Origin of the sequence: Salinilacihabitans rarus, from assembly GCF_024296665.1 — an archaeon.
Classification (GTDB): Archaea; Halobacteriota; Halobacteria; order Halobacteriales; family Natrialbaceae; genus Salinilacihabitans; species Salinilacihabitans rarus.
In genome coordinates, this window is the sequence record NZ_CP100762.1 from 3610297 (window position 1) to 3622565 (window position 12269).

11 protein-coding genes are annotated in these 12269 nt (G+C 67.0%); 4 read left to right on the forward strand and 7 right to left on the reverse strand.

Annotated features, from left to right (window positions below):
* Window positions 1-15: 15 nt before the first annotated feature.
* From sufB to NKG98_RS18920, 3 genes are all read right to left on the reverse strand, one after another.
* A complete protein-coding gene (gene sufB, locus NKG98_RS18910; protein WP_254767679.1) occupies window positions 16-1446 on the reverse strand; it encodes a Fe-S cluster assembly protein SufB in 1431 nt (476 codons plus the stop codon).
* Between the two features lie 73 nt (window positions 1447-1519).
* Window positions 1520-2431, reverse strand: a complete 912-nt coding sequence (locus tag NKG98_RS18915; RefSeq protein ID WP_254767680.1) for an ABC transporter ATP-binding protein — start codon at window positions 2429-2431, stop codon at window positions 1520-1522.
* Between the two features lie 212 nt (window positions 2432-2643).
* Entirely contained in the window at window positions 2644-5364 is a 2721-nt protein-coding gene (locus NKG98_RS18920; RefSeq protein WP_254767681.1) for a DNA-directed DNA polymerase, read from the reverse strand.
* Between the two features lie 151 nt (window positions 5365-5515).
* On the opposite strand from NKG98_RS18920, the gene NKG98_RS18925 reads away from it, so the two are divergent.
* Genes NKG98_RS18925 through NKG98_RS18935 form a run of 3 tightly spaced genes read left to right on the forward strand, consistent with a single transcriptional unit; the run spans window position 5516 to window position 6595 of the window.
* On the forward strand, window positions 5516-5698 hold the full coding sequence (locus NKG98_RS18925; RefSeq protein WP_254767682.1) for a DUF7331 family protein: 183 nt from the start codon (window positions 5516-5518) through the stop codon (window positions 5696-5698).
* 58 nt (window positions 5699-5756) lie between these two features.
* Window positions 5757-6164, forward strand: coding sequence for a DUF7322 domain-containing protein (locus NKG98_RS18930; RefSeq protein WP_254767683.1), 408 nt, complete (start codon window positions 5757-5759; stop codon window positions 6162-6164).
* Entirely contained in the window at window positions 6161-6595 is a 435-nt protein-coding gene (locus NKG98_RS18935) for a DUF7346 family protein (RefSeq protein WP_254767684.1), read from the forward strand. Before NKG98_RS18930 ends, NKG98_RS18935 begins: the two co-directional genes overlap by 4 nt.
* Before the next feature lie 6 nt (window positions 6596-6601).
* Here the strand turns inward: NKG98_RS18935 and NKG98_RS18940 are convergent, their stop codons facing one another.
* The 3 genes from NKG98_RS18940 to mre11 are packed head-to-tail and all read right to left on the reverse strand — an operon-like array spanning window position 6602 to window position 10865.
* Window positions 6602-6790, reverse strand: coding sequence for a hypothetical protein (locus tag NKG98_RS18940; RefSeq protein WP_254767685.1), 189 nt, complete (start codon window positions 6788-6790; stop codon window positions 6602-6604).
* Between the two features lie 41 nt (window positions 6791-6831).
* Window positions 6832-9519: a DNA double-strand break repair ATPase Rad50 gene (gene rad50, locus NKG98_RS18945; RefSeq protein ID WP_254767686.1), complete on the reverse strand. Its 2688-nt coding sequence runs from the start codon at window positions 9517-9519 to the stop codon at window positions 6832-6834.
* A complete protein-coding gene (mre11, locus tag NKG98_RS18950; RefSeq protein ID WP_254767687.1) occupies window positions 9516-10865 on the reverse strand; it encodes a DNA double-strand break repair protein Mre11 in 1350 nt (449 codons plus the stop codon). Before mre11 ends, rad50 begins: the two co-directional genes overlap by 4 nt.
* Before the next feature lie 132 nt (window positions 10866-10997).
* On the opposite strand from mre11, the gene NKG98_RS18955 reads away from it, so the two are divergent.
* Window positions 10998-11852, forward strand: a complete 855-nt coding sequence (locus tag NKG98_RS18955) for a coenzyme F420-0:L-glutamate ligase (protein ID WP_254767688.1) — start codon at window positions 10998-11000, stop codon at window positions 11850-11852.
* Window positions 11853-11936: 84 nt separating this feature from the next.
* Here the strand turns inward: NKG98_RS18955 and NKG98_RS18960 are convergent, their stop codons facing one another.
* On the reverse strand, window positions 11937-12206 hold the full coding sequence (locus tag NKG98_RS18960) for a MarR family transcriptional regulator (RefSeq protein ID WP_254767689.1): 270 nt from the start codon (window positions 12204-12206) through the stop codon (window positions 11937-11939).
* Between the last annotated feature and the right edge of the window lie 63 nt (window positions 12207-12269).

Sequence of the window (12269 nt, forward strand, 5' to 3'; positions counted from 1 at the left end):
TATCGATCTCGGGGCTTACCCGAGGCTTCCCTCCATCTCGAGTTCGATGAGGCGGTTGAGTTCGACCGCGTACTCGATGGGCAGTTCCTCCGTGATCGGTTCGATGAAGCCGGCGACGATCATCTTCTTGGCGTCGTCGTCGTCCAGTCCGCGGCTCTGGAGGTAGAAGATGTCCTCGTCGCCGATCTTGCCGACGGTCGCCTCGTGGGCGACGTCGACCTTCGACTCCTCGATCTCCATGTACGGCATGGTGTCCGACGTCGACTCGTTGTCGAACATCAGGGCGTCACACTCGACGGCGGTGCTCGAATTCTCGGCGCCGTCGGCGATGTGGACGAGGCCGCGGTAGTTGGTGCGGCCGCCGTCCTTCGAGATCGACTTCGACTCGATCGTCGACTTCGTGTTCGGCGCGTTGTGGTAGACCTTCGCGCCGGTGTCGATGTCCTGACCCTCGCCCGCGAAGGCGATAGTGATGTGGGTGTCGGTCGCGCCGCGACCCTTGAGGATCGAGCACGGGTAGAGCATGGTCGCCTTCGAGCCCATGCTGCCCGAGACCCACTCCATCGTCCCGCCGGCCTCGACGATGGCGCGCTTGGTGTTGAGGTTGAAGGTGTTCTTCGACCAGTTCTGCACCGTCGAGTACTGGACGTGGGCGTCCTCGCCGACGAAGACCTCGACGCCGCCGGAGTGGAGGTTGTGGGTGCCGTACTTGGGCGCGGAACAGCCCTCGATGTAGTGGACCTCCGAGCCCTCCTCGGCGATGATGAGCGTGTGCTCGAACTGGCCCATCCCCTCGGAGTTCATCCGGAAGTACGCCTGAACGGGCATCTCGACGGTGACGCCTTCGGGGACGTAGACGAACGACCCGCCCGACCAGACGGCGCCGTGGAGCGCGGCGAACTTGTTGTCGCTCGGGGGGACGCAGGTCGTCATGAAGTGCTCTTTGACCAGGTCGGGGTGTTCTTTCACCGCCTGGTCCATGTTCATGAAGACGACGCCCTTCTCCTCCCACTGCTCTTGCATGTTCTGGTAGACGATCTCGGACTCGTACTGGGCGCCGACGCCCGAGAGCGCCTTCCGCTCGGCCTCCGGGATGCCGAGCTTCTCGAAGGTGTCCTTGATGTCGTCGGGGAGTTCGTCCCAGTCGTCGACGCCCTCGCGCTTGTCGACGTCCGGGCGGATGTACGGGACGATCTCCTCGACGTCGAGTTCGGAGAGGTCCGGCTGACCGGGCCAGCCCGTCGGCATCGGCATCTCGTGGAACTGCCGGAGCGCGCGCAGGCGGCGCTCGAGCATCCACTCGGGTTCGTCCTTGTCCTCGGAGATCATCCGGATGACCTCCTCGGTCAGCCCCTTCTCGGACCTGACCGCGGCGCGCTCCTCCTGCTTGAAGTCGAAGCGGGCCTCGGTGTCCGTGTCTTTGAGGTGATCTTGTTCGGAACTCATGATGTTTCGTGATTCTGGTTAGCGTCCGTAGGGTCTTGAGGGTTTGTCTAGGCGAATCCGGTTACGAGCGCGGTCAGGCCGCCTCGTAGACTTCCTCGCGGACCCAGTCGTACCCCTTGTCCTCGAGCTCCTCGGCGAGCGACGCGTCGCCGCTCTTGACGATCTCGCCGTCGAGCATGATGTGGACGTGGTCGGGTTTGACGTAGTCGAGGATCCGCTGGTAGTGGGTGATCTGCAGGACGCCGGTGCCCTCCTCGTCGCGCAGGGCGTTGATCCCGTTCGAGACGTCCTGCAGGCGGTCGATGTCCAGCCCGGAGTCGATCTCGTCGAGCACGGCGATCGACGGTTCGAGGATCGCGGCCTGGAGCACCTCGTTTTGCTTCTTCTCGCCGCCGGAGAAACCGGCGTTGAGGTACCGCTGGGCGAACTTCTCGTCCATGTCGAGTTGCTCCATCTTCTCCGAGAGGATCTTCTGGAACTCGGCGACGCCGATCTCGCCCTCGTCGGCGGGGCCTTCCATCGGCGACGTCTCGTAGCCGCCTTCCGCTTCTTCCTCTTCCTCCTCGTCGTCGTCCTCCTCGAAGAGCTCCTCGCGCTCCTCGATCTTGGCGTTCAGCGCCGTCCGGAGGAAGTTCGTCATCGTGACGCCCTCGATCTCGGCGGGGTACTGGAAGCCGAGGAAGATGCCGAGCGCCGCGCGCTCGTTCGGTTCGAGGTCGAGGATGTCCCAGGTACGCACGTCCTCGGAAATCTCGATCTCGTCGCCGAACTCGCCCTCTTCGAGGTGGAGCAGGATCTCGCCCTCGGTTACCTCGTAGGCCGGGTGGCCGGCGATGATCTTCGCCATCGTCGACTTGCCCGACCCGTTCGGTCCCATCAGGGCGTGGATCTCGCCGGACTCGACCTCGAGGTCGACTCCGCGCAGGATCTGTTCGTCGCCCTCCGCCACTTTCGCGTGCAGGTTTCTCAGTTCGAGACGTGCCATACGTGGTTACCTCTGTCGTTCGAACGGTGGGGCGTCTCCCCCATAATGGTTTCGTATGGGATTGGATACGGTTCCGTTTCTGGAAAATTATTTCCGAGAACGAAAAGTCGAGTACGGTGTGACGGGAATATTTCACCGGCTTCCGGGCGTTCTCCTTCGGGAATCGCCTACGTCGGTCGCCGTCTGCCCCGGCGAGCGGCCGCGGGCCGGCGTCACCAGTACTGGTCCAGTCCGGTCTGTTCCTGTCCCGACTTCACTTCCTCCCAGGAGACGTCCAGCGCCTCGAGGATGCGCTCGATCGGCCCTTTCAGCGTCTTCTCGAGCATCTTGTCGTAGTCGACCTCGAACTCCTCGGGGACCTGGTCCTCGTACTCGAAGCAGATGACGTCGGGGTCGCGCTTGAACGCGCCGTAGAGGGGGTCGGTGCGGGCGTCGAGTCCCTCTCGGTCCTCGATGCGATCGAAGAAGGACGGATCGACCCGGTCGAGGTACAGTCGCTTGGGCTTGCTGCCGCGCTGGAAGTTCGTGCCGAGGAGCAAGTTGGCGTACTTCGCGCCGCGGACCTGGGCCGTGTCGGTGTCGTAGTTGTCGAGTCGCTTGCCGATCCCGCCGGGGATGCCGATCTCGTCGAGCGAGACGTCGCCGGTGCGGACGTCCTCGATGACCTCGTTGACGTACGCCTTCGCGCCCTCGACGTCGCCCTCGCGGACGATCATCTCGATGACCTCGTGTTGGACCTCCTTGGTGATCGGCGCGATGTCCGATCGCTGGTACTCGAAGCCGACGATGTCGACGTCGTCGACGTCCTTGCCCTCCTTCCAGACGATGTGGCCCGCGTAGCGCTTCTTGGTCCCCGCCTGGAAGAACCGCCGGTAGAGCTTCTCGAACTCGATCTGGAACCGGTGTGCCTCGGCGTTCAGGTCCTCCCGCGCGAAGTCGTCGTAGCGGGAGTTGATGTACTCCTCGATCTCGAAGGACTGCTCTACCGCCTCGTCTTTCGACACCTCGGGACCGAGTTCCAGCATGACGCTGTCGGTGTCCCCGTAGGCGACCTGGTAGTCGATCTCGTTTGCGGCCGTCTCGGTGAACTCGATCACCTCGCGGCCGGTCGCGGTGATCGCGGAGGCGGCCTCCTTGTCGTAGAGGCGGAACTGTTCCCAGCCCGAGACGCCGTACAGCGAGTTCATGATGACCTTCACGGCGCCCTGCTGGCGATCGTACTGCTCGTACTCGGGCGTGCCGGGTTCGTGCTCGTCGCGCTGGGCTTTCTTCTCCTCGCGCTCCGCGAGTAGTTCGTTGACCATCTCCCGGATGATCCCGTCCGGTTCCTTCCGGAAGTGCGTCCCCGAGGGCGCGGTGTAGGTCTCGCCGTCGTACTCCTCGGGGTCGACTTTCGTCTCGGGCGAGGCGTTGATCGTCACCATACACATCGGGTACAGCGACTTCAGGTCGAGCACGGTGACGTTCTCCTTGACGCCCGTGATCGGGTCGAACACCGCGCCGCCCTCGTACTCCTCGCCGGCCTCCTGCTGGCCCTTCGAGGGGAGCGCGAACCGACCGTTCGCCTCGTGGAGGACGTACATGTCCACGACGTCGCCGGGCGTGGGGGCGTCCTCCAGTTTGCAGCCGACGAAGGTGGCCATCTCCCGCCAGAACGGGATCAGTTCCTGCTGGTCGTTGAGTTCGACGCAGAGTTCGACGTCGCGAAGGTTGTACGCCAGCAGTTGTGTCGGATCACCCTCCCAGAGGTCGCCGATGTCGCCGGCGTAGCGTTCCTTGCCGACGCCCAGTTCGGCCTCGCCGACGGCGTCGAGTCGATACGAGTCGAGTTCGGAGAACACGCGCCGCTGGTAGGCGTAGAGCAGGTCGAAGACGACTCGACCCTTGATGTCCGGTCCGCCCCAGTTGCTCCGCCAGACCTCGTCGACCCGCGAGAGCCGATCGATCGAGAGGTCGTACTCGTGGTGGGGGCCTTGGAGTTCCTCCAGCCGATCGAGGAAGTACGGCGCGTCGAAGTCCTCGAAGTTCCAGCCCGTCAGCACGTCCGGGTCGGTCTCGTCGATGTACTCGACGAAGGCGTCGAGCATCGCCTCCTCCGCCTCGAAGGTTCGGATCTCGTGGTCGATCGGTCCCTCGATCGGTTCGTAGTCGACGATCTCGGCCGGGATCTCGCCGTCCCCGATCGGCGCCTCGTAGAGCCACATCACGTACTCGTCGCGGTAGGAGTCGTGGCTGGTCAGACAGACGATCGGCTCCTCGCCGTCCTCGGGGAAGCCGGAGCGGTCGTCGACCTCGATGTCGAACGTCTGGACGCGGGGTTCGGCGTCTACGTCGACGGTTTCGATCTCCTCGTGGGGGACGACGAGCGAGTCGTCCTCGGCGCGTCGTTCCGGAACCCGGATTCCGCTGCGAACGTCCTTGTCGATCAGGAACCGGTTCGGGAAGAGGATGTCCGCCTCGTAGTGCTCGAAGTCGTCGCGCACCTGGCCGACGTCCCGCGGCGTCTGGCCGAAGATCTTCGTCAGGCGCTCCCCGCGGATGCTCTCGTAGGGGTCGCCGTTCGCGTCCTCCTCCTCGCTGCCGGTCAGCCGGTCGTAGGCCTCCGCCGGCGGTCGATCGAGCGTCGCGGTCGGCGCGTAGAAGTACGGCCGGAAGCCGACGACCTGGACGTGTTCGAGTTCGCCGTCGGGTGTGCGCCCGAAGACGTGGACGATCGGTCGCTCCTCGTCCCCGTAGCCGGCGACGGTGTAGTCGACCTGCATCACGGCGAGGTCCAGTTCGCCCTCGGGTTCCGGCAGGGTCTCCTCCAGAACGTCGATCACCTCTGCCGTTCGCCCGCCGCCGTTGCCCGCGACGTGGGCGGCTTCCTCGTCCGGCCGCTCGTCGGGGTCGGTCGAGAACTCCCCGAGTCCGGCCTGAGCCGCATCGGTCATGATACCGGTCCTTGTCGCCGCCCGATAAAAACCCCTTTCACTCTTACACCGCGGGGCCGCGGCCGGCTCCGACCTGTAGGCGGGCGGGACGGTCCGCGAACCTGCCGCGGCAACAAGACATTTAACGTGGTAACACATAGCATAGCGAGTGGTGACCGACGTGTCCACCCGCGTGAACGACGATCCGACGGACGGGGAACTGAGCGACGAACCGGCCGGAACCGCCACGATCGAAGCCTACGAGACGGAAGACGGCGTCGTCTTCTACGACGCGGAGAACCCCCTCGCCTGGGTGGAGGCGACTCGACCGCTCGTGCTCGACGACCTCGCCTGATCGGCGGGCCGAGCGCGGAACGCGAATCCTTTTTTGACGTCGCCTCGTCCGACCGTGCGTGGACTTCGAGCCGAGCGAGCACGAACCGGACGAGTACGACCCCGAGGCCGAACTGCGCGACCCGGAGTCGGACACGATCACGATTCCCGAGGTGTCGACCGACGAGACGGACGTCTCCGGCGACCTCCTGACCGAGTTCTGGGCGCTGGTCCTCGTGGTCAACGCGGCCCTGCTCGCGACCTCGCTCGGCGCGCTGTTTCTCGTCTTCGAGGCCGACCTCTACACCGGCGGCGGCCTCCTCGCCGGCGGCCTCGTCCTGTTCGGCTTCGCGATCCGGCGGTACCGCTCGTTCGAGACGCCCGACGACGGCGAGAACGACGGTGACGCCGGGGGCGACTCGACCGAAACCCACTCGAACGACGAGCGCCAACCCCCGTCACCCGACGAGACGGGCTCCGACGGATGAAGACCGTACGAGACGACGACGGCAACCGGTACCTGCTGCTCAAACGCTCCGAGAGCGCGAGTCTCGTCCGCGACCCGCGGACGGGAAACCAGTGTTACGTCCGCAACGACCGCCTCGAGGCGGTCGACGGCGAGTCGCCCCTCGAAACCGCCGCCCGCGGCGTCGACGAACCGGTCCGGACGCTCCTCCGGTACGTCCACGACGACCGGACCCTCGGCCTGCTGATCGAACTGGCCGACCGCGGTCCGGCGCCCGTCCGCGACCTCCTCGGCGAGTACGACTTCTGTGAGAGCGACCTCCACGGCCGCGTCGCGACGCTCGTCGCCGCGGGACTGCTGGAGGAGGCCGACGTCGCCGGCGAGCGCGGCTACGGCGTCACCGACGACTGCCGGCGCGCGCTCGACGTGGTGCGGCCGGCCGACGACGCCTGAGACGCGTTACGAGTCGGCGGCGATCCGCTCGACCGCGAGCACCAGCCTGTAAAAGAGGTAGAGGAAGACGACCGTCGGAATCAGCTTCAGGAGCTGTCTCGTGAGGAAACCGTACACGAAGGCCGCGAGCACCGCGAGGAGGACGGCGATCGCGGAGGGCCTCGACAGGCGGGACCGAACGCGGGCGGTGGACATGTGTCGGCGTACTGACCCCCGCGCCAAATACGTATCGACGTTCAGTCCGACGAGAGCAGCGCCGCCTCCGGCGGCTCGCCGCGTTCGAGCCGCGACCGGTTCGAGGTGGCGTCTTTCTCGACGCTGACGAGTTCGTCGGCCGCGCCGACCAGTTCCTCGTCGTGGCTGACGACGACGATCTGTTCGACGCCCAGTTTGCGCATCGACTCGATCAGCGAGACGAGCTGGGTGACGTGCCCCGAGTCGAGGAACACCGTCGGCTCGTCCAAGATCAGCGGCGGCATCGGCGCGGTCCCCTCGACGCCCTCGGCCAGCAGCCGGTAGATCGCACACCGCAGGCTGAGGTTGAACAGCGCCCGCTCGCCGCCCGAGAGCTGTTCGGGCTCCAGGGGCTCGCCGTCTTTCTGGTAGACGGTCAGCCGGTAGTCGCCGTCGAGGTCGATCGAGGCGTAGGAGTCGTTGCGGTAGACCAGCTCGAACGTCTCGTTGAGCAGCCGTTCGAGCGTCTCGACGTTGCGCTGGCGCAGCTCCGTCCGCAGGTCGCCGTAGGTCGCCTGCAGCGTCTCCGCTTCCTCGTACAGCGACGCCAGCTTCTCGCGGCGGGCCTCGACCGCCGCCAGGCGCTCGCGAAGCTGTTCTAAGTCCTCGATCTTCTCCTCGACGCGGCCGATCCGCCCCTGGACGTCGTCCCGTCGGTCTTCGAGATCCGCGAGCTTCTCGTCGACCTTCTCGATGTAGCTCTCGGCGTTGCGCTTGTCCTCCCGCGCCGCCTCGACGCGCTCCTCGTCGAACTCCGACTCCAGTTCGCGTTTGCGCTCGCGCTTCGCCGAGAGCTGGTCCCGGCGTTCGTCGTTCATCGTCTTCCAGTCCGCACGGCGGTCCCGCAACGTCTCGATCTCCTCCGCGAGGTCGGCCCGCTCGTCGGCGATCTCGGCCAGCCGTCGCAGCGTTTCGACGGTCTCCCTGATCTCCGCGCGTTCGGTGTTTATCCGCCCGAGTTCGGCCCGCGTCTCGGCGACCTCGTCTTCGAGCGTGGCCACTCGCTCGCGTTTCGTCTCCGCCTCGCGCTCGTACTCCTCGGCCGAGTCCCGCAACTGGTCGCGCTTCTCGCGGCGCTCCGCGACCGTCTCGCGCTTTTCGGCGAGCAACTGCTCGACGCTGTCGCGATTCTCCGCGAGGCGGTCGACCCGCCGCTCGGCCTCGCGGAGGGCTTCGGCCCGTTCGATGCGCTCGTCGAGGGCGTCGCGCTCGCGTTCGAGTTCGTCCCGGCGGTCTTCGAGCGCGGCCAGTTCCTCGCGTTTCTCGTCTAGCACGTCGACGTGCGGCGAGTCGTCGACCGGCTGTCCACACTCCGGGCACTTGCCCTCGTCGAGCAGCGCTTCCCCGTCCTCGATCGCGTTCGTCGCGGCCTTGATGTCCGCCGTCACGTCGCCGAGGTCGTCGGCGAGGGCCTCGCGCTCGGCTTCGAGGGAGTCGAGGTGGGCCGCCGCCTCGCCGAACGCGACCGGGGCGTCGTCGAACCGCGATCGGGCGGTTTCGATCTCCGATTCGAGGTCCGCAAGTTTCGCCTCGCGGTCGTCGATCGTCTCCGCGTCCGCGTCGAGTTGCGCTTCGAGGTCGGCCGCCTCCGAGCGCGCCCGTTCGGCGTCCGCGTCGAGGTCGGCCGCCTCCTCGCGGAGGCGCTCGATCTCGCCGTTCTTCTCGGTGATCGCGACCCGGACGTCCTCGAGGTCGTCGCGGAGCGTCTCGTCCCGGTCGTCGAGGGCCTCGATCCGGTCGTCGACCGCCTCGCGGTCGGGGTCGTCTCCCAGTTCCGCGTCGACGGCCCCGAGTAACTCGCCGCGTTCGTCCGCCAGTTCCTCCCGTCGCGCCTCGCGCTCGCGGATCTCGTCTTTCGCGTCCTCGCGCTCGCGTTCGGTCTCGGTGATCTTCTCCCGAAGCGCGTCGATCTCGGACTCCAGCGTCTCGATTTCGGCCCGTGTCTCCTCGTGTCGTTCGAGGACGGTTTCGGCGGCCTCCAGCGTCGACCGGGCCTGCTCGCGCTGGTCCTCGAAGTGGTCGATCTCCCCCGACAGTTCGCGCTGGCGCGATTTCAGGTCGTTTAGCTGCTCGTGGAGGTTCTGCGCTTCTTTCTGCTCGATCTGCGATTCGAGGTTCTTCACCTCGCCGCGGACCTCCCGGAGGACGTCGTCGACGCCGAGGCGGGCGTCGCTGGCGCGCTCGCGGTAGTCCTCCAGCGCCCCCAACTGGAGGAGGTCGTCGATCATGTCCTGGCGCTCCCCCGGCGAGGCGTGGATGAGCTTGTTCACCTCGCCTTGCCGGACGTACGCGCAGTTGACGAACGCGTCGGCGTCCATCCGCAGGAGCGTCGCCACCTCGCGGCGGACGTCGCGGGCGCCCTCGATCGTTCCGCCGGCCCCCTCGAGGACGCACTTGGTGGTCGCCGCGCGGTCGCCCCGGAGTTTGAGGCGGCGCTCGATGCGGTAGTCGGCCCCGTCGTGGGCGAACCACAGTTCGACCTCGCACTCCTCCTCGCCGGTCGTGATCACGTCGTCGAGGGTGCGGTCGTCGAGCGCCTTCGAGCCGTACAGCGCGAAGAAGACGGCCTCGAGCAGCGTCGACTTCCCGCTGCCGTTGACGCCGTGGACGACCGTGACGCCCCGGTCGAGCGAGAGGTCGGCGTCGCCGTAGCACTTGAAGTTCCGCAGGCGGACGCGCTGGACCCTCACGCGAAATCACCCAGCGAGGCGTGGTCGTCGTCCTCGTCCGCGTCCGCGAGTTCGGTCGCCGCTTCGGCGTCGTCGGGGTCGGCGGCGTCGCCGCCGCTTCCGGGGTCGTCGGGTGCGTCGGCGTCGGCTCCGGCCTCGCCTTCCGCTTCCCCGCCGTCGCCCGCGACGGCGTCCGCGACCGTCGTCGCCTCGTCCGGCCCGCGGTCGGGGGCCGGCTCGAACGCCGCGCCGTCGTCCGCGAGGAACTCCCGGACCCGGCGCTCGACGGTCTCGCGGACGTTCGCGTCGGCGAGGTCGTCGTTTCTGACCGTGCGGTCGATCTCGCGGGCGGCGTCGCTCAGTCCGAGGTCGCGGAGTCGCTCGCGGACCGCGTCGTCCGGGTCGGCGAAGCTCACGGAGACCTCCTCGTCGGCGTCCTCGATCTCGCGGCGGTCGTTGACGCGGGCGACCAGCGCGCCGCGGTCGCTGGCGAACTCCTCGACCGCCGCCGGGGTGATCGGCCGGCCCTCGCCCTCGACGGTGACGATCACGACCGCGTCCGCGAGGTCGTACTCCCCGACGCGCTCGCGGACGCGGTCGGTCCCCTCGCCGTCGGCGAGTTCCACGTCGACGAAGACGAACTCGCGGGTGTCCTCGACGGCCCGGCGACTGATCGCGACCGCGTCGCCGGCGGCCTCGTCGCCGAAGGAGACGATGTTGTAGCCGCGCTCCTCGCGCTCGTTCGCGCTCGTGCGCTCGGTCGACCCGCAGTAGGTGACCCACGTCCCGCGCACCTCGGCGGTGTCGGCGGCGTGGTTGTCGCCGAGCAACACCGCGTCGAAGTCGACGGTCGACGCCGCCAACAGCCGGTCGGTGTCCCAGTCGGCGTGGGCGAACGGCTCGAAGAGGCCGTGGCTCACGAGCGCGGCGTGGTCGGCCGCCTCGGGGACTGGGGCGAACTCGTAGGCGAGGTCCTCGCGGCGCGAGCGGGGGACGAAGTCCAGTCCGTAGAAGGCGACGTCGCCGACCACGCGCGGGTCGTCACCGAGTCGCTCGGCGAGGCCGAGGTCGGCGAAGAGGTCGAGCCACTGGGCGTCGCGTTTGCCCTCGTGGTTGCCGACGACGGCGAGGAAGGGGACGTCCGCGTCGGCGAGCGTCCGGAGCACCTCGACGGTGCCCTGCAGGTCGCGCAGGCCGGGGCGACGGTCGTGGAAGAGGTCGCCGGCGTGGACCACCGCGTCGACGTCGTCGTCGACGGCGTCCTCGGCGACCCGGCGAAACGCCTCGAGGAAGTCCCGTCGTCGCTCGGGCGCGTTGTACTGCCGGTATCCGATGTGGGTGTCGCCCGTGTGTATCACCCGCGTCATTACCCCGTCGTTGGCGAGCGGGGCCTAAATGGATTCCGTGACCGAAGTGAAAGTATTCGCAACCGTCCCGTCGCTTCCGAACGGAAGGGACTCGTCCTGAAGCTTATACGAACGGCGGAAAAAGAAGTACACATGGCCGAGTTAACGTTCCGTGGGCTGGACGTCGGCCTCGTCGAACCGGAGGACGATCTGGTGGCGAGAATCGCCGAGACGGCGGCCGACGAGTATCCGCTCCGAGACGGGGACGTCGTCGTTATCACGTCGAAAGTCGTCTCGATGGCCGAAGACCGCCTCGTCGCGGCCGACGACGTGACGGTCACAGACCGGGACGAGCGCGTCGGCGACGTGACCGGCCTCGACCCGCGGGAGGTGGCGGTCATCTACGAGGAAAGCGACGTACTCGGGGCGATTCCGGTGGCCGACATCGGAAAGGAGTTGATCCTCGAACACGCTGCCGACCGCGAGGCGGCCATGGACGCGATCGAGAGAATGCCGTCCGCACTGGTGACCGATCGCGACGGGCGACTCTGTACGAACGCGGGCGTCGACTGGTCGAACTCCCCCGAGGGGATGATGACGCTTCTCCCCGAGAATCCCGACGGGAGCGCGAGACGAATCCGCGAGGGGCTGGAAGAGCGGACGGGGGCCGATCTGGCGGTCGTGCTCGCCGACTCCGAGATCACGGGTGCGGGGACGATGGACCTCGCCGTCGGCTGTTCCGGCATCGAAGCGATCGACAGTAACTTCGGGCGGACGGACGTCTACGGGGAACCCAAGATCGGCGGCATCGACCTGATAGCCGACGAACTCACCGCGGGATCGGCGTTGTTACTGGGTCAGGCCGACGAACGCACGCCGGTCGTCGTCGTCCGCGGACTCGACTACGAGGACGGCGAAGGGGTCCCGAACTCCGGCGGATTGATCCGTCGGGGGCTTCGAAAGACGATTCAGTTGACGACCCGGCTGAAAGCCCGCGAGTGGTTCTAGGTAACCTCGCGAGCGGTTCGCGTTTTACGATCGCGCTCCCCGCGTCCCGCCGAGCAGAACGGAGCACCGCGACCCGATCGGCGGTCAGTCGTCGATCGCGAGGCTGTAGAGACGCTTGCGGGCGTCGGAAAACGAGAAGCGCGACTCGATGACGTTCTCCTCGTCGAGGCGGCTCAGGGCGTAGCGGACGGTGCGGGCGGGCAGCAGCGTCTCCTCGGCGATCTGTTGCTGGGTCATCGTGTCGTTGTACTCGAGGACCTTCGCGACGAGTTTCGCGCTCGGGGGGAGGTCCTTCACGTCGTCCCACGTCCCGCGGGCGGGGGTCTCCTGACGGAACGGCTCGGAAGTGCTCATCGTAGGATGCCCCTTTTGCATACAGGATAATAATATTTGCTGTTCAAATCTATGCTTTGCAGT